Origin of the sequence: Sutterella seckii (genome assembly GCF_009183815.1) — a bacterium.
GTDB lineage: Bacteria > Pseudomonadota > Gammaproteobacteria > Burkholderiales > Burkholderiaceae_F > Sutterella > Sutterella seckii.
Map to the genome: position 1 here is coordinate 1 of NZ_WEHX01000013.1, position 25,025 is coordinate 25,025.

Genomic DNA, 25,025 nt, shown 5'->3' on the forward strand with positions numbered 1-25,025 from the left:
GGGTCGAGCCGCCCGGAACGAGCACCACCGCACGGTCGTGCTGGCTCGCGAGCGCCATCATCGTGGCCGGGAGCCCCTTGTCGCAGGTGGCGACGCCGATCACGGCCTTCGTGTTCGGGAGCGACCGGATCAGGCGGCGCATCACCATGCTCGCGTCGTTGCGGTAGGGGAGCGAGTCGAACATGCCGAGCGTGCCCTGGGTGCGTCCGTCGCAGGGGTCGGAGACATAGACCGCGTAAGGCAATGCTTTGCCGGCATGGATTTCCTCGGCCGCAGCGCGCAGCTGCACGTCGAGCTCATAGTGGCCCTGGTGGAGGGCGAGCGCGATGGGCTTGCCGTCAGCGCCGCGGATGCCGCCCAGCGTGCTTACGAGGAGCACTTCGTCGCGGTCGAGCTCGTCCGGGTTCCAGCCGATGCCCGCATTCATCGTCATGCCGAAAAGGTCGCCGCTCGGGCGGTTGATGAGCATGGCGGGCGTGAGCGGGAGCTCCCCCCGGGGGCCGGCCGCGTGCGTGCGGATGTGATAGATGTCCTGATTCTCTTCGTCGTAGAAGTCAGACATTGCGGATCTCCTTTGATTCTTTGGCGAACGGGTCTTTTGGTCTTAAGGCGTATCGCTGGGTCTCAACTGCGTCAGATAACGCCCTTCGCGGCGAGGAAGGCCTTCACGGCTTCCTTCGTTTCTTCCGTGAGCGGACGCACGGGCGGGAGCGAATAGGTATTCATTTCAACGCCCGTTGCGAGCACCGTCGCGTACTTGATGACCGACATGAAGGGCACCTCGAGGCCGTAGAGGGCCGGGAGCTGAACGAGCTTCTTATCGAGCTCAACAGCCTTCTGGTAGTCGCCCTTCTTAAAGGCCTCGTAGATCCCGACGGAAAGTTCCGGCGCGAAGTTCATGCTCGCCGTGATGGAGCCGTCGCCGCCGAGTTCCAGCGTATTGAGGAGATGGTCGTCGTAGCCCGCAAGGACCGAGAATTCCGGACGGATGGGCTTGATCGTGCTGATCATCGCGCGGATGTGGCCCACGTTGTCGATCGTTTCCTTGATGCCGACGATGTTGGGATTGGCGAGCACGAGGCGCTTCACAACCTCGGCATTGAGATCCTGGCCCGTGAGATCGGGGAAGTTGTAGATGAGAACCGGAAGCTTCACGGCCGAGCAGATGGCGTGGTAGTAGGCGTCGAGGTTGACGGCCGAGACCTTCCAGTAATAGGGATTGATGACGACGATGCCGTCGGCGCCGATTTTTTCGGCGTGCTTCGCAAGCTCAACGGCTTCGCGCGTATTGGGAGAACCCACGCCGATCAGAACCGGAACGCGGCCCGCGGCGGCGGCGACGCCCGCCTCGGCCATTTCCATGCGCTCTTCCTTGGACATCTGACTGAATTCGCCGCCCGTGCCGAGATAGAAGAGCCCGTGCACGCCGTGCTCGATCAGATAGTCGGCGAGGCGCTTCGCAGCCTCGCGGTCGACCTTGCCGTCCTGAGTGAAGGTGCTCGAAACCGGCGGAATGCAGCCGCAGAATCTCTTCATGATGTGTTTCTCCTGAGGGTTTGCGTGTCTGATGTATCGGGAGTGAGCGGTCAGGATTCCGAGGTAAGGAGGACCGGAGCCGATCCCCCGTATCCCAAGCCGCGGGAAATCTGAAGGGAACAGTCCGAGAGCATTCTGAGATAGCCCTCAATGCGTTCGGACGTGAAGGTTGTCGGGTCCGCCGAAAGCGACACCGCATAGTTGACGCGGCCGGCAAGATCGAAGACCGGCGTGCTGATGCATACCGCAAGAGGAGCGGATTCCTCCGCGTCGAGGCCCCATCCGCGACGGCGCGTGAGCTTCAGCTCCTCGATGAACATGCTGCGGTCGGTAATCGTTTTCGGCGTGTACTGTGCAAGCTCGAGCTGATCGAGGTAGAGCCGCAGCTCCCCGTCGGTCTTCCAGGCGAGAAGGGCTTTGCCGAGCGCCGTCGAATGGAAGTCGAGCTTTTTGCCGACCCAGCTTCTTTCGGTCGGCTTTGAAAGCGGGCTCTCCACCTTGTCGAGGTAGAGCGCATGAAAGTCTTCAATGGTTCCGAGGTGGCAGATGAGCCCCGACTTCATCGCAAGCTCCTGCATGGGGCGCTTCGTGATTTCAAAGAGGCTCCGTCTGTGGAGCGACTGGCAGCCGAGCTCGTAGACCTTGATGCCGAGCTGATACTGGCGGGCATCGTTCTTGATGAGAAGCCCGCACCCGACCATGGTGTCGAGAATGTTGAGGAGGCTGCTTTTCGGGAGGTCGAAATCCTTCTGGAGCTGAGTAAAGCTCGCCGCGCCCACATGCGCGATGTGGGTGAGGATCTTGTCAGCTCGCAGTAGAGAGATGCAGCCTTTGCCGGCCATGACCTGCTCCTATCGGAAAACCAGTGAAACCTATTCTGAAGGAGTAGTCATTCAGAGAGAAGAAGTGGTTCAACATGTTGAACCAAATTTATACTCTCCGGGAAGCAGAAAATTTTTCTTGTTTACAGTTGATTTGGTAATGCGGAAATTTTGCTCCTGCAAGCCGCATCACCTTCCGGCCGCACGCCTGCCGCGCTCAAGGCTGATGGGCATGAGGGCTGCAATCGAGAGGAGAAAGAAGACGCCCGTCACGAGGATCGCAAGGCGATGGTCGTTCCCGGTGATCCAGGTAACGCTTCCGTAGGCAAGCGGGCCCACGATCGCGGCCACCCAGAGCGACATGTTCCAGAAGCTGAAGAATTCAGCCGACCGGCTTTCGGGCGAAAGGAGCGCCACCATGGCGCGGCCCGCGGACTGAGAGGACCCCATGGCAAGTCCCGCCAGGTTCGCGGCAAGCCAGAAGAGCGGCCGGGTCGTTGCAAAGGCCGCGCAGGCAATCATCAGCACCCAGACGACAAGGGTCGTTCCGAGCGCGCGCTTGTGGCCGATCCGATCCTGCAGGTACCCGAAGCCGAAGGCGCCGAGGGCAGCGGTGATGTTGACGAGAAAGACGAGAAGGAGCGTATCGGTCGTCGTGAACCCCATGACTTCCGCGGCATAGACGGCCGAAAGCGTGATCACGACGGAAATGCCCGACTGGTAGAGGAATCCGCAGAGCGCGAGCCACCCAAAATCCCGGTACTGACTGAGGCACTTTGCTGTCCGGACGACCTCCCGGAAGCTCTCAAGGCAGAGGCTCCCCAAAGAACTTGTTCCCTTCTGCCGCGGCACGGCGCGCTCCTTCAGCACGGCAAAAATCGGAACGGCCGCGAGCGCAAAGACCGTTGCGGTAATCACCATGGTGCCCGCGATGGCCGAGTCGGTAGAGAGCCCGAGGCGGTCTGCCTGCGTGACGAGCAGGAGCGATGCTCCCAGAGTCACGAGGCCGCCGCAGTAGCCGAAGGACCATCCCCAGCCCGATACCTTGCCCACGGCCTCAGGGCGTGCGATTTCGGGCAGAAACGCGGAATTGAGCGTTTCGCCCACGTTGTAGCCGATGTTGGAAAGAATCACCATGACTGCGGCGAGGAGAATCGTCCCCGGTCCGCAGAAGGCAAGTCCGAAGGTGCCCGCGACGGCGCAGAGGGTTGCCGCAAAGAGCCAGACCTTTTTGCGGGCGGTCGCGTCGGCAATGGCGCCGATGACGGGCATGAGAACGAGGCTCGCCGCATTGCTCGCGGCAATGATGAGGGTCCACACGAAGGTCGCCCAGGGCGCGTCCCCGGCAACAACCGCGACGAAATAAGCGTTGAAGACCGCGGTGAGCACCACCGTGGTGTACCCGGAATTCGCGAAGTCAAAGGCCGACCAGGCCCAGACTTCCTTCGGGCGAACGCCCGGCATCAGCGTTTTGGAGTCCATGATTCTTTTCTTTCGTTCCGTCAGAGGGGCGTGCGAAGAAGCCCCTGAAGATGCGTGAAGACGCTCCGCCCGAGGCTTCTCAGTTCGTAGCCGCCTTCGAGGACGCTTACGAGCCTGCCTTCGCAGTATTTCCAGGACGCTTCCACGAGAAGCCTCGTTATGCAGGCGTAGTCGATCTCCGCGGCCTTCAGCTGCGCAATCCGCTCTTCTGCGTGCGCGTCGAACCCGGCCGAGAGAATCATGAGCTGAGGACGGAAGCGTTCGATTTCAGAGAGCCACACCTTCTCAACCACCTCGCGCAGTTCCGCGCCGCCAGCGCCGGCGGGAAGGGGCGACAAAATCGCATTTGCGGGCTGCGGATCCATGCGTCGGTGCGGGAAAAGCGGCCACTGAAAAACCGAGAGAAAGCGCATGTTCGGGCGGCCGGCGAGTATTTCCTCCGTCCCGTCGCCGTGGTGGGCGTCGAAGTCGAGCACCATGATGCGCTCGAGCTTGTAGCGCTTTTCCGCCCAAAGGGCCCCGATGGCGGCATTGTTGAGGTAGCAGAAGCCGCTCGCGCGGTTTCGTGAGGCATGATGTCCGGGAGGCCTCACCGCGCAGAAGGCGTTCTTCACCGTTCGTGCAAAAACGGCATCCACCGCTCTCACCACCGCTCCGGCGCTTGCCATGGCGCAGTCGAAGGTGTCGCTCCCCACCTGCGTATCGGGTTCCTGAAAGCGCCTGAGAGCCGCTTCATCCCCGAGAGAGGCCTTCTCCAGAGCGTCCACATAGTCTGCATCGTGCGCGAGGAGCACGGCTTCCATCGGAGCCGGCCCGCAGTCGACGCGCCGCATCCTGTCGCCGAAGCCGCCGAGCATAAGGCGGTTTTCAATGGCCTCGATGCGCTCAGGCGACTCCGGCGCCTCCTCGAGCATGTTGGGAAGGCTGACGAGCTGATGCGTGAAGTATCCGGTAGGAAGACTTTTCCATTCTGAAGACGGCATGTTGAGAAAGCGTTCGGGGAGGCGCTCTAGGATGAATATCCCGAAAAGCCTAGCACAGAAGAAAAGAGGCGCTCGCGCCTCTCTGAGCCCGGGCTTAGGTTCTGAAACAATTGGGCGCAGAGTTGCCCTGAGGCACCCCAAAGCTCCCCGTTAGAATCAAGCGGACAACCAAGCTCCTGCAACCAATAAACCTCATGGCACAGTCGATCCGCTTTTCCCTCGCTCCGCTCGCGCTCGCCCTTTGCGCGCTCTCCGCCTGCGCCGCGCCTGATCGGGATGCCCGGGGACTTGAAACCCCGCGCTCGCGGAGTCAGCTGCTCCCTCTGAAACTCCGAAGCCTCAGGCGTCTCCTGAAGCGAAGGCGGAGCCCGTCGAGACGCCCAGGCCGAAATCCTCCCGGCCCGAAGCAGAGAAGATCCCGGAACCCCGGGCCATCAGTCCCGTGAGCGGAAGTCCCGCAGCCTCGGACTATGCCGAGCGCCCGGACGTGCAGGCCTTCATTAAAAAGCTTTCCGCTGAGCGCGGAATCCCCCTCGACTGGCTCGAGCCCGGGGTCGCCGTCGCGCGCTATTCGCCCCTTTCAGAGAAGTACACCACGCCGCGGCCCAACGCCAACAAAAAGACGACGGCCGAAAAGAACTTTCTCCTTTACGAAAGAAACCTCGTCAACAGCGAACGCATTCGCAGGGGAACTGACTTTCTCGAAGACAACCGTGCCGTTTTCGACCGGGTGGAAGCTGAAACCGGCGTTTCGCGCTATGCCGTTGCGGCAATCATCGGCGTCGAATCGATCTTCGGGCGCAACATGGGGCGCTTTCGCGTGCTCGACGCCCTGATGACGCTTTCCTTCGACTACACGCGGCGCTCCAAGTACTACCTCGCCGAGCTCTCGGACTTCCTTGAATTCTGCTGGCTGCAGCAGATCGAGCCGGTTGCCGTCTCGGGCTCCTTTGCGGGCGCCATGGGGCTCGGACAGTTCATGCCCTCGTCGCTCAAGGCCTACGGCAAGGACGGCGACGGGGACGGCCATATTGATATCGTCGGGAACGAAGCCGACGGCATCGCCTCGGTTGCGAACTTCCTTCTCGTTCACGGCTGGGCGCGGGGCGAGCGTCCCCTCTACCGCGTTTCCGCAACGCCCGAAATCTTCAAGGCCACCGGTTCCGGCGGCATCAAAACGCACACCACGGCCGGAGCGCTCCTGAAGGCCGGCGTGAAGCCACTCGAAGCGCTTCCACTTGCCGAAAATGAACCGGCGCTCCTCGTCGACCTCCCCTGGATCAAGGCGTCGAACGAAAAGGGCGTCGACTACTACATCGGCACATCGTCCTTCGCCGCCATTCTCCGCTACAACCGAAGCTACTTCTATGCGGCCGCAGTGTCGCTGCTTGCCGACGAGCTCGAGCGCGAATACGGGAAGAACGCGCCGGAAGCGAAGCCTCTGAAAAAGTGACCTTGACTCTTCTCTCCCGACAGGAAGACCTCGTCTCTGCCTGGAAAGGCAATAAGACTCTCTGATTCCATTGAGATTTTCGATAATACGTATTTTCACGTACGAAAAAATGGTCCGCAGACTGATTCCGGGGCTTTCCCGGTGTTCAATCTCCTCACATCTCGCGTTCCTCTTCGATTCTATCGATAACCCCTAAAGGGCTTTGCTTAAGGTCAATGCAGTGTTAGGATTGAAATATCTGAAAGATCAGAGCACTGCGGAGCATCTTCCGAGGAGTTGAGGATGCTTCCGGGGAGCATGAAATTCCCTTTTTCCTCCCCGACCGCACGCGCTTCTGATCCGACGGATCGCTTTTCCACGGATTGAAAAGCGGCTGACGCGAGCGCTTCACGACCAGCCTCTCCGAGGCGAAGCTCCGGGTCAGCTTGACCTTCGACGGAATCTATCGAAACTCCCTCTTTCAAAGAGCTTCCGTCCGACCAAGAAATCCAGATCATTCGGGTGAAAGACGAATGGTCGCGAATTAGGGAAAGACTGCCCATGCTGATCGGCGTCCTCCTCGGCATCGCCGCCGGGGCCCTCTGGGGTCTCATTTACATTGCCCCGCTCGTTGTTCCTGAATACAACCCCGTGCTCGTCGCGCTCTCGCGCTTTATTGCGTTCGGCGTGATTTCGCTTCCCTTCCTCTATGTCTTCCGCAAGGAACTCAAGGCTTTTTCGCGCGCCGACATCTGGCAGGCCTTCAAGCTTCCGCTCTTCGGAAACGTCCTTTTCTACTGCCTCCTCACGATCTGCATCCGCCTTGCGGGCGCTCCGCTCGCGGGCATGTTCATGGCCGTGATTCCGGTCCTTGTCGCGATTGCCTCCAACATCCGCTATGCCGGTTCCGACTCGGCCGTGCCCTGGAGCAAAATTCTTCCGCCCCTCGCGGTCATCTTCCTCGGCCTCATCGTCGCCAACCTGACGGAATTTGAAAATGCCGCAAAGGCTTCCGCCACGGGCGGCGAGGAGTACTGGATCGGCGTCGGCTTCGGCCTCGCAGCCGTCGTCTCCTGGACCTGGTTCTCGATCATGAATGCCGAGTGGCTCCTCAAGCACCCGCAGCACAGCACCGGCGCCTGGACGGCGCTTCAGGGCGTGACGGTGCTTCCCCTCGCGCTCGGGCTCTTTGCCGTTCTCGCCTGGCCCGCCGGCTTCATGGATACGAACATCACGCTCATGGGCGCCGCGCCCTGGAAATTTCTCGGCGTCGCCCTCACGATCGGTCTTCTCTGCTCGTGGGTGGCCATGGTCTGCTGGAACCGCATGAGCCAGCTCCTTCCGGCCGCGCTCGGCGGACAGCTCATCGTTTTTGAGTCCGTCTTTGCTGTCGTCTACGCGCTCATCTGGCGCGGCGAAATGCCGACCCTCTCGATGACGATCGGCTTCCTCGTCCTCATGGGCGGCGTTCTGGGGTCGCTGCGCGTCTTCCAGGCTCAGAGCCATTCCGCTGTGGCCGACCAGGCCCGCGAAGCGGTGGCCGGCCTCGAAACCGGCAAGGCTGCCGCCAACCGCGAGGTCATCGAATCCGAAGGCACGAGCGGCGAATAAGCCTCTCCAACGCTTCAATTGCGCGAAAGGGCCGGTCTGAATGGACCGGCCCTTTCGCTTTTTTGCATTTGATCCCGTGCCTCACGCGGTGCGGGAAGCTTTCAGGTCTTATTCGCCCGCAGCGATCTTCACGCGGAGCTTTCCGACGCCGTTGACGCCGCCCTCGAAGACGTCGCCGACATGCGCTTCAGGCACGTTCACGGGAGCCCCCGTGAAGATGAGGTCGCCCGGACGCACTTCCCAGTAGCGGGAAATGAGGGCAATCAGCTCCGCGGGCGACGCGATCATGAAGCTCGTGCTGGCCGACTGGACCTTATTGTTGTTCTGGTAGAGATAGATTTCAGAGGGCGCAGGGAGCGGCGTGCGGTAGGCAGGACGCACGGCGGAAACGGGAGCCCCGCCGTCGAGCGTCTTCATGAGATCCCAGGAGCCGCCCGCGGGAAGGTCCTCGGGCGCAAGACGGCGCGTGAAATCGAATCCGACGCACCAGCCCCAGATGCACTTTCCGGCTTCCTCGACCGAAAGGTTGCGACCGCCCTTGCTGAGGCAGGCAACCAGCTCAAGCTCCGGCACCATTTTCGCAGTGCGGGGAGGCATCACCCATTCATAGGTCTCTCCATCCCGCACCGGCGTCACCGTATCGGCAGCCTTCAGAAAGAGCGGCGGAACGGAACCCGCTTTTTCAGCCCGTGCCGCTTCCGAAGCCGCATAGTTTCTCGCGGCGCCGTAAACGCGGTTGACGGGGAAGAATTCATAGCGTTCATCCTGAACCGGAATCACCGCCTGAGCGGGCGGAGCAAAAAGAAAGGACATGAGTCACCTCGGGAGCATAAATTCCTGACGGCGCAGATTTTAGAAGAAAACTTTCCCTGCGGCCTCAGCCATAATAAAAATGCCATAAATTCCATTGAGTTGAATTGACATTGCCTTTCGGAATGCATGGTTCTCCCGCAACCCGATCGGAGACTCTGTTTACTCCACTTGCAAGTAACGGTCTGAAACCAGAAGTCAGGCTTGCCGGCATGCGAGATTGAAGCGCCGAGCCGCTAAAATGTGCCCCGTACCGCGACCGCCCGGCATGCGTCCGGACGGTGCCATTACTTTATTTTCCTGCCGCATCCTTTTCAGGGCCGGCAGCAGAGATTTATGACAGAACCCAATACGCCTCGCCGCGAGAGTCTTGCTTCCATCGGTCAGCGCCGCCTTCAGGCGGTGAAGTCGAAGAGCATCTACGTGCTCCCGAACGCCTTTACTGCGGCTGCGCTCTTCGCAGCCTTCTACGGCATCATCCAGGCGATGAACGGCAACTTCTCCGTTGCCGCCATTGCGGTTTTCTTCTCCATGCTCTTTGACGGCATGGACGGGCGCGTCGCGCGCCTCACGCACACGCAGTCGGAATTCGGCGTCCAGATGGACAGCCTTGCCGATGCGGTGAGCTTCGGCATCGCGCCGGCGCTCATCGTCTACGAATTCTCGCTCGTTGAGCTCGGCAAGCTCGGCTGGGCCACGGCCTTCATCTACGCGCTCTGCGCGCTCCTGAGGCTTGCCCGCTTCAACTGCAACGTCGGGGTCGTAAGCAAGAACTACTTCCAGGGTCTTCCCTCGCCTGCCGCCGCCGCGCTTGTCTGCGGCTTCGTCTGGCTCGCGGTCGAAAACCGCCTCCCCGACTGGCTCCTTCCGCACCAGAGCACCATTGCGCTCGTGGTGACGCTCTACGCCGGCCTCACGATGGTGAGCAATGCGCCCTTCTTCTCGGGGAAGAGCTACGCCGTCGTGCGCACGATTCCTTTCTGGGTGATCGTCGTCGCCTCGCTCGCCTTCATCGTCATTTCGAGCAACGTTTCGCTTTCGATCTTCGTCCTCTTCTGCATCTACGCTCTCTCGGGCTACATCTACGAGTTCTGGTGCTGGTGGAGAGGCCGCCCGAATCCGATTCAGGCCGACCTTGCCGCACAGCAGGCTCAGCTCGAAAAAGAGGAAGCCGCGAAAAAGACTGCCGCCTGATTCGGAACGAACGAATCGCGCAGAAGTTTTCTCAGAACTCCCGTCCTTCACGACCGAAGGCCGGGAGTTTTTCGTTTCCGTGATCCAACAGGAAGGCGAAGCACTGAGCTATCCTCCGCGAAGGAAAAACACATTATTGAAATCCGACTCCCGAAACCATGTCCGCAGAAGTTAACGCCAGATCCTCGCTCAATGAAGCCTTCGTGATGATCCGCATCCTTGAGCTCATCCCGCAGCATCGCTGGATCACGATGACGCAGATCCGCAATCAGCTCGCCGCCAACGGCATTCCTCTCCAGCGCCGCACGCTCGAACGCTACATGAAGACGATCCGCGAGAATCCGCAGCTCTTTCCCGTCAAGGCGAACATGGATTCGCGTCCCTACGGCTTCCAGTGGGATACGGCCGGCAGAGGGCTTCACTTTCCGGTGCTCGGTCCCCAGGAAACGCTCCTTCTGCGGCTTGCCGATGAGTACCTGCACTATCTCCTTCCCTCAAGCGTCCTTTCCGGACTGCGGCCTCTCTTTCGCGATGCGAGAAAGAGCACGGAAGCACAGGCCTCGAGCCGTGCATCCTCGTGGCTGAGGAAAGTGAAGGTGGTGAGTCCGGCGCTTTCATTCCTTCCGCCCCAGATTTCCCAACAGGTTTTCGATGCCGTGACGGAAGCGCTCCTCGAGGACCGGATGATCTCGATCCGCTACCGCAACGCCCGCGACCGGGTGCTCGAAGCGAACGTGAAGCCCCTCGGACTCGTGCAGCAGGATGTCAGAACATACCTTGTCTGCCAGTTTGAGAAGTTCAGCGACTACCGGCACCTCGCCATGCACCGCATCGAAGCGGCGACGGTGAGCTGCGTCGAATTCGAGCGCCCCGAGAATTTCGATCTTGAGGACTACACGGCCAATGCCCCCTTCAATTACTCGCAGGGACGCACGGTGAAGCTCGAACTCCTCACGGACGATCCGACCCTCATCAAAAATCTCTCCGAAACGCCCTTCAATACCACGCAGACCATTGCGGAGAAGCCGCTTGAGGACGGCACGCTCGCCTGGACCGTCACCGTCATGCTAGAGGACTCGCTCCTCCTTGACGGCTGGCTTGCCATGCGGCGAAATTCCATTCTTTCGACCACGAAGACGCTCGTACGGGACAACCGGGAGAAGGCAAAAACTCCCGAAGACAAATCCGACGCTCCCGTACGGGAATATGCGGGCGTGCCGCACACGGAACTGCTCGTGGAAAACCACAAGATCGTCGAGAAGTAATTCGAACGCGCCAGGCATAAAAAAGCCGCATCCCGGATTTCTCCGATGCGGCTTTTTTCGCAGCCTGCGCTCCCCCGGATCGAGGGAGCACCGCTGCTGCTGATTTAAATGCGGGCGATGGTCGACATCACGCCCGTCACCTTGTCGCCGATGCCGACCGTGATCTCGGCATCCGTCGGGAGATACACGTCGACGCGGGAACCGAAGCGGATGAAGCCGTAGCGCTCGCCGCGGGCAAGTTCCTGACCGACCGTGGCGTAGCAGATGATGCGGCGGGCAACGAGGCCCGCAACCTGGATAAAGGTAATGCGGCGGCCGTCAGCCATGCGGACCGTCACGGCATTGCGCTCGTTTTCGGTCGATGCCTTGTCGAGATCGGCATTGACGAAGAGGCCCGGCGTGTAGGTGACCTTCTCAACCACGCCGGCAACCGGCGCTTTCTGGCTGTGCACGTTGAAGACGTTCATGAAGATCGAAACCTTCACGCACGCTTCGCCCGTCTCTGGGTTTTCAGTCTTTGCAACCTTGCAGACCTGACCGTCCACCGGGCTCACGACGGCGCGGGGGTCTTCCGGCGCTTCGCGCGCGGGATCGCGGAAAAACTGCAGCGCAAAAAGGAAGAAGACGAAGATCAGGAAGGTGATGATGCCGAGATCCAGCCACCAGCTCACGAGAAAGAGAATAAAGGCGCCGGCCAGGATGGGCCAGCCTTCGCGGGCAATGATCGGATGCGGATAGACGCGGGCGTTCAAGTTCGTTCACCTCGGGAGAATTTAGGGGATTCGTTATTTTAGCGGCGACGGAATCGAAGTCCTCAATTTCTTCTGAGAAAAACTGCTGGATTCGGGGATTTTCGGCATGCGTGCAGGCAGTTGTTCGCAACTCTCTGGAAGTCGTTCTGAGTTGTTTCCCTCTTTCTGCCGATGCAGTCAGCTAAGTTCCCGGGAGGGGGCTTCGCCCGTATTGAGAAGCGCCGGTCTTCCCGATGCGATGGATCCCGCGGGCGAGCTGCATCGGAATGGAATGCGGCGTCAGAAAGGTCCCGGAATCAAAAAACTAACAGTCAGCAATTTCACTGAAAATTTCATTAAATTCAAACTAATTTTGAAAGAAAAGGACAATAGTCGACAGAGTTAAGTTCTATTTTGAAATTGCCCTGGCGCCTCGGATCGAATTCGCGGCGAACCAAAGCATTTGAAATGCTTTTTCAAGTGCGAACTGATGCCTAACTGTATGGAAAACAAGTAAGGGTTTACGCTTGAATCGTTTGTAAAAATTAGTACAATGGCGCACCCGCTAACGGGAATGATTCTCACGTAGTTTCTCAATCATTTTGATCCAAACTATCATGGCCACCCGCTCCGCCCTCTCTTTTGCCTTCGGTTCACAGTCCGTTTTCAGACTTTCTCTTCTCTCCGTTGCCATTCTGGCTTCTCACAGCGCACTCGCCGCTGAAGATGTTGACTTTGATGCAGTAACCGTCACGGCTACAAGCATCAGCACCACGACGGAAAACACTGATTCCTACAAGTCTTCGTCCATGAGCACGACGACCGGTCTGGAGCTCACGCCGCGTGAAACACCGCAGTCGGTTTCCAACGTGACGATGAAGCAGATCAGCGATCAGGGCATCCAGTCCATGGATGAAGCGATGAAAAACACAACCGGCATCACGGTTATTCACAATGCCGGGCGCTTTCGCTATCTCTCCCGCGGCTTCTACATCGACAATATTCAGGAAGACGGCATCTCCTATTCTCTTAATGATGGCGCCAACGGAAATTCCTACCGCAATGCCAACAGCCAGAGCGACATTGCCATCTATGACCACATAGAAGTTGTGCGCGGTCCTACGGGCCTGACGCAGTCAAGCAGTCAACCTGGCGGTACGATCAACGCGGTCCGCAAGCGCCCGACATCTGAATTTCAGGCTTCTGCTGAGGCCGAAGTGGGAAGCTGGGACCATTACCGTGCCGTCGGCGACATCTCAGGACCTCTCAATGAAGCCAAGACGCTTCGCGGCCGCGTAGTTGGCGTTCTTCAGAAGAAGAATTCTTTCAAGGACGACGTAGGCAATAAGAGCGGCACTTTTTACGCCGTCTTTGCAGCTGATCTTGCGCCTGAAACCACTCTTACCTTTGGCGGACTCCATCAGCAGGGAACAGAAGTTCCTGATTTCTACGGCGTTCCAATGGGCCCAAATGGTGCAGATGCCGGACTGCCGGATAGTGCTTTCTTCGGCATGGACTGGACAAAATGGAAAACAAAGAAAACCAATGTTTTTGCTGAATTAGAACATTATCTCAATGACGAATGGCGCATCACGGCAAAAACCTCATACACAAAAAGTACCTCCGAGAGCTCGTTTGGCAGCATCACGAATATCTCAGACGGGCATCCGATATCTACGCAATCTCCGAATATGCCTCTCAAATATGGACAGCATTACAACAATGACGGCTCCATATTTTCAGCCACTTTAAACCTAAACGGCAGCTATACATTATTTAATCAGGAGCACGACTTTTTCACGACTTTAAATTATTCGCGTGAAAAAACAGATACGCTTCTGAAACAGCACAACTTCAGCGGCATCAGCATCAATGCATGGGATTTTGTCGGCAATGAAGTCAGCGAACCCAATTGGGATGATGATTCCATTCTCAATACGAAAAATTTTTATAAGCAGACAAGAACTGATTTAGGCCTTCTTACAGGTACTCGTTATAATTTTTCTAATTCCTGGCATTTGATTGCCGGCGGCCGCTATGCCCTTTATAAAACAAGTTACTCTGTAACTAACCTACTAAAACCATCAGCTAAACAAACCTATACTGAAACCACGACAACTCGCTTCATTCCTTATGCAGGATTAACTTGGGATTTTTATAAGAATTCAAGCATTTATATCAGCTACACATCCATTTTTGAGCCTTCAGGCGAAAAAGGTCCTGATCACAATGATCTCAAACCAATCATTGGCGACAACTATGAGCTTGGCATTAAATCCGAATTCTTCGATAATCGCCTGAATACTTCGCTTGCCATTTTCAACCTCGAGCAGAAAAATCGTCCGATGGACTGTATCATTGACTCTGCAGAGACGACATGCTCCAGGGGCAAAGTAAGAAGTCAGGGTTTTGAGGCGGAAGCTTCAGGTTCACTTCTGCCTGGTTGGAACCTTTTCGCAGGCTATACCTGGAATATGAGTGAATACACGGTTACTGAAAGCGCTTCAAAGCAAAGCGGCGAAACCTATAGCCCGTTTACGCCTCGTCATATTCTGCGCCTCTACAGCAGCTTCAACCTGCCCGGTGCAGCATATCGATGGACAGTCGGCGGCGGCGTGCAGGCGCAAAGCAGAGCGAAGAGTGCGTCCAGCGTTCAGCAGGGCGGATATGCGATTTGGAATGCCAACATTCAGTACCAGGCAACCAACTCTCTGAAATTCAGTCTCATCGCCAATAATATTTTTGATCGCCATTACTACAACAACACCAATAACAGAACCCTTGGCGCCAATAATTATTTAGGCGATCCGAGAAACTTTATTCTCAAGCTGAATTATCAGTATTAATTCGGCCTATTTTCGAAAAACATAAGCACCCCGGCTGCATTTTTTGCAATGCAGCCGGGGATTCCTATAAATAATTCGTCAAGTTTCCCGCTATGAGAACCCTCAGCAATTTTCTCCGGCTGGCGGCTCCTTATTGGATGAGCGCCCAGCGCTGGTATGCCTGGGTCATGCTTGTCGTTGTTGTCGGCTGCGCCATGGGCATTATTGAGGTAGGCGTCTACCTCAACCGTTGGAATAAACGTTTCTATGACGCCCTGGCACAGTACGACGGGAGCCATATGCCTGATCTCGTCCTCGAGTGGCTCCTCTACATCACGATTACGGTTCTTCTTGTTATCGTCGGCAGCTGGACGCAGAAGCGCCTGATGTTCGACTGGCGCGAGCATCTGACCAGGTGGCTCGAGGATAGATGGCTCACGAATCATGCGCAGTACCGCCTGAAGCTGCGCGAAGAACCCGACAATCCCGATCAGCGCATCGCAGAAGACGCCTATCAGCTTGCAGACAGAACAATTGTTCTTGTGAAGTACTTCATCATGAATCTCTTCAAGCTCGTGGCCTTCACTTCAATCCTGTGGGGACTCTCCGGCGTCGTACGCTTCACGATTTTTGGAACGGAAATTGAGATTCACGGCTTCATGGTCTGGGTAGCGCTTGTCTGGTCCGTGGTCTGCACGATCATCACGCATTACATCGGCCGGCGGCTGAAGCCCCTCAACGTTGAACGACAGCATCGTGAAGCGGACTTCCGTGCGACGCTTCTGCGCGTCCGCGACAATGCGGAGCAGGTTGCCTCATGGCGCGGCGAAGATACGGAAATGACCCGCTTCAACGGGCGTTTTCAACGCATCAAGGAGAACTGGCTCGCGCTCATTCGCCGGGAATTTCAACTCGAAGCCTTCACCTCCAGCTATCTGCGCCTCAACCGGATCATCGGAATCCTGGCCGCTCTTCCGGTATACCTCACGCGCTCTCTTACCTTCGGCGACCTCATTCAAGCATCAACCGCTTTTTCCAACGTTCAGGACGGATTCGGCTGGTTCCTCGATTACTACAAGCGCATCATGGAGTGGGCGGCAGTCGTAGAACGACTTCACCGCTTTGACGAGAGCCTCACCCATGCCCAGGCGGTGAAATCTATCGGCACGCCTGCCGAAGACAATGAAGTGCGCACTCACGCGCTTTCCATCTTTACGCCCTTCGGCAAACTCCTCTCGAGCGGAATCAATCTCGCCGTGAAGCCCGGCAGCTGGATGCTCGTTGACGGCAGAAGCGGAGCAGGCAAATCAACGCTTCTCAGAACACTCGCCGGTCTCTGGCCCTTTGCAAAGGGGAGTTTTTCCCTGCCCGATAAAAAATTCCTCTTCGTCACGCAGAAAGCGTACCTGCCGTTTGATGCGCTTGAAGACGTCCTGACCTACCCCGTCCGCGGACGCTTTACTGAGAGTGAACTCAAGGACGCCCTCGAAAAAGTCGGCCTGGGACGCCTCTCTGCTCGCCTCAAGGAGAAGAAAGACTGGGCTCAGGAGCTCTCGGGCGGAGAATCTCAGAGACTTGCCTTTGCGCGCGTGCTCCTCAATCGACCCGAAATACTCTTTCTCGATGAAGCGACCAATCAGCTTGACGATGCTTCAGCAATGCAGCTGATCAGCATTCTGAAGACCGAACTTCCTCAGACCGTCGTTCTGATGGTTTCCCACCAGCCGGCAGTGAAGAATCTCGCAGAAACCAGAATAGAGATCGGCGGCCCGGCGCCGGCGGTCGCTTAACGCGTTCATAGACCTCTGCCTCCGCGCTTTCTGAATAGACGCGGAGGCAGGTGCCGGAGGCTCAATGCAAAACATTCTTCACTCTTGATAAAAGAATAGTTGCATATCGAACATTTTCGTCTTATAGTTCGATATCAAATTATTTTCTTTAATTTGTTCGTTATCGAACTTATGGCATCAAAAATGAAAAAAGCTGCTTTGACTCTCGCACTTCTCTCGGCTCTTGCTTCCTCCGGCTCGGTATTCGGCACCGAAGTCTCGACCACGCCTCTCGGGACGGGCGAAGTTTCGGTCTTCACCTTTGATGGCGGCGTCAAAATCCACAACTTCAATACGAAGGACGTCATGGAGGACAACGCCTTCGTCGTTGAATCGAAGACCGGTCTTGTCGCCGTGGAGTCTCTCGCCTTCAAGAAGGACTTTCCCTTCTGGGGCGACTATCTGAAGAAGCTCGGGAAGCCCCTTCAGGCCGTTCTCATCTCCAACCACCCGAACAATGCCGCAGCCTGGGCGGGCGATGCTCCGGTCTACGTGTCCGAGGAAGCCTGGAAGGCCATGCATTCCGGCTCAACCAAAGGCATCATGACCGGCCTTTCGAAAGCCTACGGTCCCGACTTCGACACGGCGCTCCCCGCGGCGCCCAAGATGCTGAGTCTGGGCGAACATGTTTTTGAAGGCGTCAGGATCGATGTCCGCACGGACGGCGACGGAAATGAATTTCTCTTCCCCGACCTCAAGGCGGCCTACATTCACATGATGGGCTCTGAATGTCATTCGATCGTGGGCGGTGCAGCGCATGCCGACGCGCTCATCGGTCAGCTCGAAGCCCTTAAGAAGGAAGGCGTCACGCTTCTCTTCACGAGCCACTGGCAGCCCGAGGGCGTAAAGGCGATGGACGAAAAGATCGCCTACCTCAGGGCGCTGAAGGCAACCGCGGCAAACGCCAGATCAAAGGATGAGTTCATTGCCGCGATGAAGAAGGCATACCCCAAGTATCAGGGCGAACACTATCTCGACATGACCGCCGGCTTCTTCTTCCCGATGAAGAAGTGAGCGAGTCAGCGCAATGTCCCCGGGAAGGCTGTGGAGCCTCACCGGGGACATTCCTGTTGAGGAGAACAAAACTTTTAGAACATCAGAGCTGACGCTCTTCGAATCAATATTCGCCCGCCTTGTTGAGCACGGCGACCATATCCTCGAGGTACATGCGGGCGCGGTCGAGAGGCGACATCGTGAGCGCGAGGTCGGCGTTGCAGGCTTCGATCGAAATGGGAAGGCCCTTCAGATGTCCGAGGAGCTGCGGGAGATCCGCGGCGCCGGTACCGGGCGAGAGGCGGTAGTTCCTGGCCTGATAGAGAATGCCCGCCATATCCTTGGGCGTCGCGGCCGTCAGGTCGCACATCTGGCAGTACTTGAGGCTCCCCTTCGGAAGGTTGTCGATGTCGGCGTAGTCGTTCTTCGCGCGATAGAAATGGATCGGGTCGACCAGAACGCCCGCATTGGGACGATTGATTTTGGAGAGAAGTCCGCCCGCCTGGCTTACGGTCGAGACGTCGCACCACGGCATGGGTTCGACCGAGAGGTTGAGGCCGTACGGGAAGGCGATTTCGCAAAGCTCGGCAAAATTGTCCGAGAAGCGGTTGAGATCCGGGTCGTTCCCGGCCACAAGCACATGCTGGGCGCCCAGGCGAGCACCGGTTTCAAAGAAAGGCTTCCAGTTGATCGCGCGGGTATCGGGCTTCACGCGCAGAATTTCAATGTCGAGCACCTTCACGCCAGTAGCCTTGAGATTTGCTTCGACCTCTCGGATCATGGGCGTATCGCCGATCATGTCCCATTGGGTTTCCGTGGGCGTTGCCGGAACGAGGCGGATGCCGACATGGCTGTAGCCGGCTTGAGCGGCGCAGAGAACCTGATTGGCAGGCGACACGTCGAGAACGGTCAGCGCCGCAAGGCTGATCGGGCGCGGGAGCTTGATCGGCTCAAACTTGCGGTCCTTGAGGGAAACGGGCTGCACCTTGGCGTGCGCGGCGCCCACGGCGGCAAAAGCGGCCGCTGCGGCAGCGGACTTGAAGAGCAGACGACGATTGGCGTTCATGACGAGTCTCCTGAGCGTTTCGGGGAAAGTTTTCGGAAGAAGCTTTAGGTTCTTCCTCTTAATCCCGAATGCTAGGAATCCTCGTCATTTGGAGGTACCTCTCGCGGGCGGTATCCATGAGGCGTGCAGGATTATTGGCCCGCACGCTTAGAATTCAAGGTTCGCCTGCCGGCTATTCGTTTTCCTTCTCCGCCTTGTCTCTCGGCCGCCGCGAGAAGACCCAGTCGAGGAAGCTTCCCTGATTGCGGGAGCTCACAAGAATCCTGCCGGAACCCGAAAAGCGGAGCACGAAGCCTTCGCCCGAGAGCTGACTCTCAACGAGGCGGCCGAAAATGCCCGACCGGTTCGTCTTCAGCGTGATTTCATAGTCGAGCGATGCGTCCCAGGCAACCAGGTGCCCGTTGTCGATGAGCACGGGCTTGTCGGGGCGGACTTCCATCTCGCGCACGGACCCGAAGCCTGAAACGACGAGCTGGCCGCTGCCGGAAGCCTTCATGATGAAAAACCCGCCGGAGTCGGCAAGAAGCGCTCTCCCGATGCCCTGCATTCTGGCCGTAACGTCGACGCCTTCCGTCGAAGCGAGGAAGCACCCGTCGGCGAGCATCCACTCGGCGGGACCCACATCCAGAATCCGGATGTCTCCGGGGAAAGCCGGCGCAAGGAGCACGGTGCCCGGAGCGTCCTCGGCCTCAATCCACTGCTGGAAGAACGTTTCGTCGTTCAGAAACTTTCTCGCAATGGAATTGAGGAACCCGCCCCGGGTCTTTCCTCGAAGAGAAAGCGACGCATCCATCGCCACCATGGCGCCCGACTCCGTTGCAACCGAGTCGCCCTTGTCGAGCGTTGCGCGCAGAAGCGGATCAACGCCGCCTTCAGCTTCAAAGCGAACCATTTCCAACCTTCTCCTTTAGGGAGTGATGCGGACCGTAAGCGTCACCGTGAGCGCAACGTCCGCCGTGCCCGAGCTTACTACCGGCGCGGCGTCATTCATAGAGGCGCGCGCCATAAGCACCTGAGGCTGCGCATAGTAGCGGGGGGCGGGACCGGAAGCGCCCGAAACCTGAATGCCTTCAATGCGGACGTTCTTTTCCCCGAGGCCGAGAGACTTTGCCGCGATCACGGCGCGGTCAGACGCATTCCTGATGGCTTCCGAGAGAAGCGCATCGGTTGCCGCCTGACGCACCGGGCGCGAAACGGAGAAGGAGACGCCGTCAAACTTCATTGTTTTCCCGGCCGCTTCCATAACCTTGGAAGAGAGCGCAATGTCGCGCACCGTCACGCGGATCGACTGCCTGGCGCTCCAGGCGCCGATCTGAGAGACCTCGCCTTCCTTCGCCTTCGTCATCACGGGCCAGGTGGAAAAATCCGTCGTCCTCACGTCGATCTTGTCGCCGAAAACCTTGAGCGCCTCAATCGCGGCGTTGCCCGCCTTCACGACCTCTTCCGTCGCGGCGGCGGAATCCTTGGTCTGAGCTTCAATCGAGAAGGTTAGGGACGCTTCGTCATTGGGGAGCGTCTTTGAAGCCTCCCCCGCGACATTCATGACGAGGCCGGCTTCGGCGACGCGCGGCATGGCGATTGCGGCGTCGGAAAAGCCAAGCGCCAGAGCGCCGGTGCAGAGCGCAGCTGCAAGGATCGTACGGGTTGCGGCGGATTTCGGCGACATTTTCATCTCCTTTTGAATTTTGAGGATTCGCCGGGGAGAAGCAGAACCTCGAAGCTCCCGCGTCTCCCGGCAGAATTTCCCTTTTCTTTGGTTCCTTCAACTATGAGGCATCGGGAACGTCTGAGCTTCAAGCATCTGCAACGTTTCTTTTCGAGGTGTTGACGCGCTGAAAGGCTCTGCATTTCTGCAGGATCAAGCGAGTTCAACGCAAATTTCAGATTTAACAAAGAACTGCGGCATAGAATCCTTTTTCCATCAGAAAAAGTAGATATTTCCCCGTAGCGCAAAGTTACAATCACGGCCGGCGCCGCCGTCTGCGCGCTTTTCCTCAGTTTTTACCCAAGGACATCGCTTCCTTTCCCATCCCTTCATGTCCACTGCGAACGCTGCGGCTTCCGTGCAATGGAGCTCGCGCCTCGGCTTTATTCTCGCTTCGGCCGGCTCTGCGATCGGCCTCGGCGCCATCTGGAAATTTCCTTTCTGGGCCGGCGCCAACGGCGGAGGAGCCTTCATTCTTCCCTACGTCGTCTTCACGCTCACGACGGGCCTCGTGCTCCTCATGGCGGAGTTTGCGATCGGCCGGCGCGGCCGGGGCTCGGCCGTGAGCGCCATGCGCCGCATCGGGGGAAGACACTTTGCGCTCCTCGGCGCCTTCGCAGTGCTCACCTCCTTTCTAATCCTTGCCTACTACAGCGTCGTCGGCGGCTGGTGCGTGGCCTATCTGGCCCAGTCCCTGACGACGGGCGTTGTTACAGAGAATGCGCAGACATTGAGAAGCGACTTCAGGGAAATCGTCTCCACCGGCTGGATCAACATTGCCTGGCTTTTTTCCTTTCTCTCCCTCACGGCAATCACGGTCGGCTGCGGCATTGAGAAGGGAATTGAACGCGCTTCGAAACTCCTCATGCCGATGTTCTTCGTGATGATGCTCGCCGTCATCATCCGGGGGCTCACGCTCGACGGGGCCATGGAAGGCGTGAAGTATCTTCTGAGCTTCAGGCCGGAAGACCTCTCGCCCGGGGCGATCCTGAGCGCAATGGGCTACACCTTCTTTTCGCTCTCCCTCGGCGCCGGCATTCTCATCACCTACGGCACCTATCTCCCGAAGCGCGCCGACATTCCACTCTCATCGCTCTGGGTGGCGCTTCTCTCCATTCAGGCGTCGCTTCTTGCCGGCCTCATGGTGATGCCCGCCGTCTTCGCCTTCGGCGTCGCTCCGGATGCGGGCCCGGGACTCGTCTTCATCACGCTCCCGATGATTTTCGCGCACATTCCGGGAGGGAGCATCTTCGCCGCAATCTTCTACGTCTGCCTGCTCGTTGCCGCGCTCACTTCCTCGGTATCGCTTCTTGAAGTGGTCGTCGCCTTTCTTCACAACGAGTGGCGCCTCTCGAGAAGCACGGCAACCATTTCAAGCTTCGTGCTCCTCTTCTTTCTCGGGTCCCTGAGCGCCCTCTCCTTCGGGGAACTGAGCGACTTCACGCTCTTCGGGCGGAACTTCTTCGACTTCTTCGACTTTGTCTGCACGAACTTCATGATGCCGGTGGGCGGCCTCGCCGTTGCCGCGCTCATGGCCTGGAAGGCCTGGCCCGCAATGCGGGAGGAGCTCACGTCGGCCAGACCCCTTTCATCCGGGACCCTATCCGCCATCCGCGTGGTTCTCGGCGTTCTCGCGCCGATCCTCGTCCTTACGACGATGTATCAGGGACTTTTCCTTTAAGAACCGTTGGAAAGCGCCAGGGAGTCTGCTTTCGATCAAAGCGGCTCCACAGGCTCCTGAAGCACCAGGAACACTTTTTGCCTCCGATCCTCCGTATGATTGCCTGAAAGCTGACTCGCTCCTTCTGCGCGGCCGTCAGGCTTTCCACTATTTTTCAAGCAGAACAAAAAAGGCTCAGGCAAAAAATGGCGAATGAACGCATCACCTGGACAAGCCGCATCGGCTTCGTGCTCGCAAGCGCGGGGGCGGCCGTCGGCCTCGGCGCCATCTGGAAGTTCCCGTACATGGCGGGCACGAACGGCGGGAGCGTCTTCCTCTTTCCCTACATTCTTCTCACCTTTACCGTGGGCCTTGCGCTTCTCATTGCAGAAATCGCGCTGGGGCGCCTCGGCAAAGGCGGCATCGTCACGACCTACCGGCGCCTTGCCGGCAAAGCCTTTCTCCCTGCCGGCTACCTCGGCGTCGTCACGGGCTTTCTCGTCCTGTCGTTTTATTCGGCGATCGGCGGCTGGACGCTTTCATATTTCTGCGAAGCGCTCGTGGGCCAGGGGCTCATTGCGGACCAGTCGCAGCTCGGCGCCCACTTTGCAGAATTCACCGCGAACCCGGTGACGGCGCTTGGGTTCCAGTGGCTCTTCCTGGTGCTGAACGGCCTCATCGTGGCCTTCGACGTTACGAAGGGCATTGAGCGCATGAGCAAAATCCTCATGCCGCTCCTCTTCATCCTGATGCTCGTCGTGATCGTGAGAGGCCTCATGCTGCCCGGCGCCTGGGCGGGGGTGGAATTCCTCTTCAAATTCGATCCCGATGCCTTCACGCTCTCGGGCCTTCTGCAGGCGATGGGCTTCACCTTCTTCTCGCTCTGCGTGGGCTGCGGCTGCATGATGACCTACGGCTCCTACCTCAACGAGAAGACGAATCTCGTGCGCTCCTGCGTCTGGATTGCCTTCCTCGCGGTCATTGCATCCCTCATGGGCGGCCTCATGATCATGCCGTCCGTCTTCGCCTTCGGCCTCGATCCGACGGCGGGCCCGGGCCTCACCTTCATCACGATGCCGGCAGTCTTCGCTCAGCTCCCGAGCGGCCAGGTCTTCGCCGTGATGTTCTACCTCTGCCTCGCGGTCGCGGCAATCACGTCGTCGGTTTCGATGATTGAAATCATCGTCGCCTTCCTCGTGGACGAAAAGAACTACACGCGCCCGAAGGCGGCGGTGGTTTCCACGATTGCGCTCGCCGTCGTGGGGGCGCTTCCCTGCCTTTCCTTCGGCGTCCTCTCCGACGTCACATTCTTCGGCACGAAGACCTTCTTCGACATCTTCGACTTCTTTACGAGCAACCTTTCGCTCCCCATCGGCGGGCTCGTCATTCTCTTCCTTGCGGGATTCCGCTGCTGGAGCCGGGTTGAATCAGATATTTCGGGCGGCGCTCCCGCCCCCTCCTGGATGCCGGCGCTTCGCTTCACCATGCGCTATCTCGCGCCGCTCCTCGTCCTTGCGGTGCTGATCACCGGTCTGATGTAAACATCAGCGCCACACAGCTTTTCCCTTTTAAACGGGCGGCTCAAACGACAAGAGCCGCCCGTTCTCTTTGTGCGGCAGCTGAATCCGGGTTTTCCTTCAATCGCCCTTAGGCGCGCGGAAATACCGCTACAATCAAAAATTCATTGTTTTTCGGGAATTTTTCAATGTCTCAGGAAGTGAGTCGCTCCGCCTGGTCCTCCAGGATCGGATTCATCCTCGCGTCGGCGGGTTCGGCGGTCGGTCTCGGAGCCATCTGGAAGTTCCCGTACATGGCGGGCACGAACGGGGGCTCCATCTTCATGCTCCCCACCATTGCCTTCTCGCTCACCATCGGTCTCGCGCTCCTCATGGCCGAAATGTGCATGGGGCGGCACGCAAGGGGCGGCGCAGGCACAGCCTTCAGAAAGCTCGGCGGCAGACGCTGGGGCATCATCGGCCTCATTTCGGTCGCGACCGGCGCTCTGGTGCTTGGGTTTTATTCCGTGGTGGGCGGCTGGTGCGTCCACTATCTGATCGAGGCGCTCCTCGGGCGCGCGGCGGTCACGGATCCTTCAGTCATGCGCGGCGCGTTTGAGGCTTTCGCCGCCGACCCGATTCAGTCGGTCGGAAGCCACGTGCTCTTTCTTTCCGCCACGGCAGCCGTCGTGCTCGCCGGCGTGGAAAAAGGAATCGAGCGCGTGGGAAAGATTCTCATGCCGCTCCTCTTCATCCTGATGCTCGTTCTCATCGTCCGCGGACTCATGCTCCCGGGCGCGATGGAGGGCGTGAAATTCCTCTTCAAGCCCGATCCGGAAGCCTTCACGGGCGAGGCGCTTCTGAACGCCATGGGCTTTGCCTTCTTCTCGCTTTCCGTTGGCTCGGGCTCCATGATGAACTATGGGAGCTACCTCTCCGACAAGGTAAGCATCGGACCCTCCACCGCCTGGATTGTCTGCCTTGCGGTCATGGCCTCCATCCTGGGCGGCCTCATGATCATGCCGGCCGTCTTCGCCTTCGGGCTTTCGCCTGATGCCGGCCCCGGCCTCACCTTTGCAACGATGCCCGCCGTCTTCGGCAGAATGCCCTTCGGCGACATTTTTGCCGTCGCGTTCTTCCTCTGCCTCTTTGTCGCGGCGCTCACCTCGGCCATCTCGATTCTGGAGATGACCTCGCAGCACTTCGTCGACCGCCATGGCTTGAAGCGCCGCACTTCGGTGCTTCTCGTCTCCACGGTTCTCGGCCTCATCGGCATCGTCTGCGCGCTCTCTTTCGGACCGCTCTCGGACGTGAAGCTTTTCGGGAAAACCGCGTTCGATCTCCTCGACTACGTCACTTCCAACATCGGCATGCCGATCGGCTGCATGGGGATTGCCTTCGTTGCGTGCTTCGTGTCCTGGAAAACCACGGAAGCCGAACTCTCCATGAACGCTTCCTGGCGCCCCTGGGCGCTTCGCGCCTTCAGGCTCTTTGCCGGCATTCTTGCGCCGCTTCTCATTCTGGTAGTAGCGGCCAAGGGCATTGGTCTTTTCTAACCCACAAGCAGGAAGGATGCCCTAAGTCTT

21 protein-coding genes are annotated in these 25,025 nt (G+C 58.4%); 10 read left to right on the forward strand and 11 right to left on the reverse strand.

Translation table 11 applies throughout. The features are described from left to right. The 5 genes from GBM95_RS03700 to GBM95_RS03720 all read right to left on the reverse strand — a co-directional run. Nucleotides 1-562, reverse strand: a 562-nt coding sequence (locus GBM95_RS03700; RefSeq protein WP_193222560.1) for a dihydroxy-acid dehydratase domain-containing protein, incomplete at its 3' end; no start/stop codon positions are given. A 71-nt stretch (nucleotides 563-633) separates the two neighbouring features. Continuing rightward, nucleotides 634-1,536: a dihydrodipicolinate synthase family protein gene (locus GBM95_RS03705; RefSeq protein WP_152157847.1), complete on the reverse strand. Its 903-nt coding sequence runs from the start codon at nucleotides 1,534-1,536 to the stop codon at nucleotides 634-636. A 50-nt stretch (nucleotides 1,537-1,586) separates the two neighbouring features. Continuing rightward, nucleotides 1,587-2,378 carry an IclR family transcriptional regulator gene (locus GBM95_RS03710; protein ID WP_152157848.1) on the reverse strand — a complete coding sequence of 264 codons (792 nt, stop codon included), beginning with the start codon at nucleotides 2,376-2,378 and terminating at the stop codon, nucleotides 1,587-1,589. A gap of 168 nt (nucleotides 2,379-2,546) precedes the next feature. Then, nucleotides 2,547-3,839, reverse strand: a complete 1,293-nt coding sequence (locus GBM95_RS03715; protein WP_226963142.1) for an MFS transporter — start codon at nucleotides 3,837-3,839, stop codon at nucleotides 2,547-2,549. Nucleotides 3,840-3,859: 20 nt separating this feature from the next. Beyond that, a complete protein-coding gene (locus GBM95_RS03720) occupies nucleotides 3,860-4,822 on the reverse strand; it encodes a histone deacetylase family protein (RefSeq protein WP_152157850.1) in 963 nt (320 codons plus the stop codon). A gap of 442 nt (nucleotides 4,823-5,264) precedes the next feature. On the opposite strand from GBM95_RS03720, the gene GBM95_RS03725 reads away from it, so the two are divergent. Continuing rightward, on the forward strand, nucleotides 5,265-6,275 hold the full coding sequence (locus GBM95_RS03725) for a lytic murein transglycosylase (RefSeq protein ID WP_226963143.1): 1,011 nt from the start codon (nucleotides 5,265-5,267) through the stop codon (nucleotides 6,273-6,275). A gap of 212 nt (nucleotides 6,276-6,487) precedes the next feature. On the opposite strand, the gene GBM95_RS03730 is transcribed toward GBM95_RS03725, so the two are convergent. Beyond that, the gene (locus GBM95_RS03730) at nucleotides 6,488-6,817 is read right to left on the reverse strand and encodes a hypothetical protein (protein WP_152157852.1); all 330 of its coding nucleotides are present in this window, start codon (nucleotides 6,815-6,817) and stop codon (nucleotides 6,488-6,490) included. On the opposite strand from GBM95_RS03730, the gene GBM95_RS03735 reads away from it, so the two are divergent. Next, the gene (locus tag GBM95_RS03735; protein WP_152157853.1) at nucleotides 6,816-7,865 is read left to right on the forward strand and encodes a DMT family transporter; all 1,050 of its coding nucleotides are present in this window, start codon (nucleotides 6,816-6,818) and stop codon (nucleotides 7,863-7,865) included. The two genes, GBM95_RS03730 and GBM95_RS03735, sit on opposite strands and share 2 nt — an antisense overlap. Nucleotides 7,866-7,973: 108 nt before the next feature. Here GBM95_RS03735 and GBM95_RS03740 read toward each other — a convergent pair whose 3' ends face one another. After that, complete coding sequence (locus GBM95_RS03740) at nucleotides 7,974-8,678, reverse strand: fumarylacetoacetate hydrolase family protein (RefSeq protein WP_152157854.1); 705 nt, start codon at nucleotides 8,676-8,678, stop codon at nucleotides 7,974-7,976. A gap of 333 nt (nucleotides 8,679-9,011) precedes the next feature. Between GBM95_RS03740 and pssA the strand changes: the two genes are divergently transcribed. Both pssA and GBM95_RS03750 read left to right on the forward strand, forming a co-directional pair. Next, complete coding sequence (gene pssA, locus GBM95_RS03745) at nucleotides 9,012-9,869, forward strand: CDP-diacylglycerol--serine O-phosphatidyltransferase (RefSeq protein ID WP_152157855.1); 858 nt, start codon at nucleotides 9,012-9,014, stop codon at nucleotides 9,867-9,869. A gap of 158 nt (nucleotides 9,870-10,027) precedes the next feature. Beyond that, nucleotides 10,028-11,134 (forward strand): helix-turn-helix transcriptional regulator, encoded by a 1,107-nt coding sequence (locus GBM95_RS03750; RefSeq protein WP_152157856.1) that lies wholly within the window; start codon nucleotides 10,028-10,030, stop codon nucleotides 11,132-11,134. Nucleotides 11,135-11,238: 104 nt separating this feature from the next. Here the strand turns inward: GBM95_RS03750 and GBM95_RS03755 are convergent, their stop codons facing one another. Continuing rightward, nucleotides 11,239-11,886, reverse strand: a complete 648-nt coding sequence (locus GBM95_RS03755) for a phosphatidylserine decarboxylase (RefSeq protein WP_152157857.1) — start codon at nucleotides 11,884-11,886, stop codon at nucleotides 11,239-11,241. Between the two features lie 596 nt (nucleotides 11,887-12,482). On the opposite strand from GBM95_RS03755, the gene GBM95_RS03760 reads away from it, so the two are divergent. The 3 genes from GBM95_RS03760 (at nucleotide 12,483) to GBM95_RS03770 (ending at nucleotide 17,533) form a co-directional block, all read left to right on the forward strand. Then, nucleotides 12,483-14,711 carry a TonB-dependent siderophore receptor gene (locus GBM95_RS03760; protein WP_152157858.1) on the forward strand — a complete coding sequence of 743 codons (2,229 nt, stop codon included), beginning with the start codon at nucleotides 12,483-12,485 and terminating at the stop codon, nucleotides 14,709-14,711. Between the two features lie 137 nt (nucleotides 14,712-14,848). After that, the gene (locus GBM95_RS03765) at nucleotides 14,849-16,480 is read left to right on the forward strand and encodes an ABC transporter ATP-binding protein/permease (RefSeq protein ID WP_226963144.1); all 1,632 of its coding nucleotides are present in this window, start codon (nucleotides 14,849-14,851) and stop codon (nucleotides 16,478-16,480) included. Nucleotides 16,481-16,678: 198 nt separating this feature from the next. Then, nucleotides 16,679-17,533 (forward strand): MBL fold metallo-hydrolase, encoded by an 855-nt coding sequence (locus GBM95_RS03770; RefSeq protein WP_152157860.1) that lies wholly within the window; start codon nucleotides 16,679-16,681, stop codon nucleotides 17,531-17,533. A gap of 103 nt (nucleotides 17,534-17,636) precedes the next feature. On the opposite strand, the gene GBM95_RS03775 is transcribed toward GBM95_RS03770, so the two are convergent. From GBM95_RS03775 to GBM95_RS03785, 3 genes are all read right to left on the reverse strand, one after another. Next, nucleotides 17,637-18,578, reverse strand: coding sequence for a sugar phosphate isomerase/epimerase family protein (locus GBM95_RS03775; protein WP_152157861.1), 942 nt, complete (start codon nucleotides 18,576-18,578; stop codon nucleotides 17,637-17,639). A gap of 172 nt (nucleotides 18,579-18,750) precedes the next feature. Then, nucleotides 18,751-19,470 carry a TIGR00266 family protein gene (locus tag GBM95_RS03780; RefSeq protein WP_152157862.1) on the reverse strand — a complete coding sequence of 240 codons (720 nt, stop codon included), beginning with the start codon at nucleotides 19,468-19,470 and terminating at the stop codon, nucleotides 18,751-18,753. A gap of 15 nt (nucleotides 19,471-19,485) precedes the next feature. Beyond that, nucleotides 19,486-20,244, reverse strand: coding sequence for an SIMPL domain-containing protein (locus tag GBM95_RS03785; RefSeq protein WP_226963145.1), 759 nt, complete (start codon nucleotides 20,242-20,244; stop codon nucleotides 19,486-19,488). A 370-nt stretch (nucleotides 20,245-20,614) separates the two neighbouring features. Here GBM95_RS03785 and GBM95_RS03790 point away from each other — a divergent pair, with 370 nt between their 5' ends. The 3 genes from GBM95_RS03790 to GBM95_RS03800 all read left to right on the forward strand — a co-directional run bounded on the left by GBM95_RS03790 (nucleotide 20,615) and on the right by GBM95_RS03800 (nucleotide 24,995). Next, nucleotides 20,615-21,964 carry a sodium-dependent transporter gene (locus tag GBM95_RS03790; RefSeq protein WP_152157864.1) on the forward strand — a complete coding sequence of 450 codons (1,350 nt, stop codon included), beginning with the start codon at nucleotides 20,615-20,617 and terminating at the stop codon, nucleotides 21,962-21,964. Nucleotides 21,965-22,149: 185 nt separating this feature from the next. Beyond that, entirely contained in the window at nucleotides 22,150-23,484 is a 1,335-nt protein-coding gene (locus GBM95_RS03795) for a sodium-dependent transporter (protein ID WP_152157865.1), read from the forward strand. Nucleotides 23,485-23,648: 164 nt separating this feature from the next. Then, a complete protein-coding gene (locus tag GBM95_RS03800) occupies nucleotides 23,649-24,995 on the forward strand; it encodes a sodium-dependent transporter (RefSeq protein WP_152157866.1) in 1,347 nt (448 codons plus the stop codon). Nucleotides 24,996-25,025 lie beyond the last annotated feature (30 nt).

What these genes read in the sequence shown, in the direction of transcription:
- GBM95_RS03735 (WP_152157853.1), top strand. Translation starts at nt 6,816, where the DNA reads ATGCTGATCGGCGTCCTCCTCGGCATCGCCGCCGGGGCCCTCTGGGGT.
- GBM95_RS03775 (WP_152157861.1), bottom strand. Translation starts at nt 18,578, where the DNA reads ATGAACGCCAATCGTCGTCTGCTCTTCAAGTCCGCTGCCGCAGCGGCC.
- GBM95_RS03765 (WP_226963144.1), top strand. Translation starts at nt 14,849, where the DNA reads ATGAGCGCCCAGCGCTGGTATGCCTGGGTCATGCTTGTCGTTGTTGTC.
- GBM95_RS03785 (WP_226963145.1), bottom strand. Translation starts at nt 20,244, where the DNA reads ATGTCGCCGAAATCCGCCGCAACCCGTACGATCCTTGCAGCTGCGCTC.
- GBM95_RS03710 (WP_152157848.1), bottom strand. Translation starts at nt 2,378, where the DNA reads ATGGCCGGCAAAGGCTGCATCTCTCTACTGCGAGCTGACAAGATCCTC.
- GBM95_RS03740 (WP_152157854.1), bottom strand. Translation starts at nt 8,678, where the DNA reads ATGTCCTTTCTTTTTGCTCCGCCCGCTCAGGCGGTGATTCCGGTTCAG.
- GBM95_RS03760 (WP_152157858.1), top strand. Translation starts at nt 12,483, where the DNA reads ATGGCCACCCGCTCCGCCCTCTCTTTTGCCTTCGGTTCACAGTCCGTT.
- GBM95_RS03750 (WP_152157856.1), top strand. Translation starts at nt 10,028, where the DNA reads ATGTCCGCAGAAGTTAACGCCAGATCCTCGCTCAATGAAGCCTTCGTG.
- GBM95_RS03730 (WP_152157852.1), bottom strand. Translation starts at nt 6,817, where the DNA reads ATGGGCAGTCTTTCCCTAATTCGCGACCATTCGTCTTTCACCCGAATG.
- GBM95_RS03720 (WP_152157850.1), bottom strand. Translation starts at nt 4,822, where the DNA reads ATGCCGTCTTCAGAATGGAAAAGTCTTCCTACCGGATACTTCACGCAT.
- GBM95_RS03715 (WP_226963142.1), bottom strand. Translation starts at nt 3,839, where the DNA reads ATGGACTCCAAAACGCTGATGCCGGGCGTTCGCCCGAAGGAAGTCTGG.
- GBM95_RS03790 (WP_152157864.1), top strand. Translation starts at nt 20,615, where the DNA reads ATGTCCACTGCGAACGCTGCGGCTTCCGTGCAATGGAGCTCGCGCCTC.
- GBM95_RS03705 (WP_152157847.1), bottom strand. Translation starts at nt 1,536, where the DNA reads ATGAAGAGATTCTGCGGCTGCATTCCGCCGGTTTCGAGCACCTTCACT.
- GBM95_RS03800 (WP_152157866.1), top strand. Translation starts at nt 23,649, where the DNA reads ATGTCTCAGGAAGTGAGTCGCTCCGCCTGGTCCTCCAGGATCGGATTC.
- pssA (WP_152157855.1), top strand. Translation starts at nt 9,012, where the DNA reads ATGACAGAACCCAATACGCCTCGCCGCGAGAGTCTTGCTTCCATCGGT.
- GBM95_RS03780 (WP_152157862.1), bottom strand. Translation starts at nt 19,470, where the DNA reads ATGGTTCGCTTTGAAGCTGAAGGCGGCGTTGATCCGCTTCTGCGCGCA.
- GBM95_RS03795 (WP_152157865.1), top strand. Translation starts at nt 22,150, where the DNA reads ATGGCGAATGAACGCATCACCTGGACAAGCCGCATCGGCTTCGTGCTC.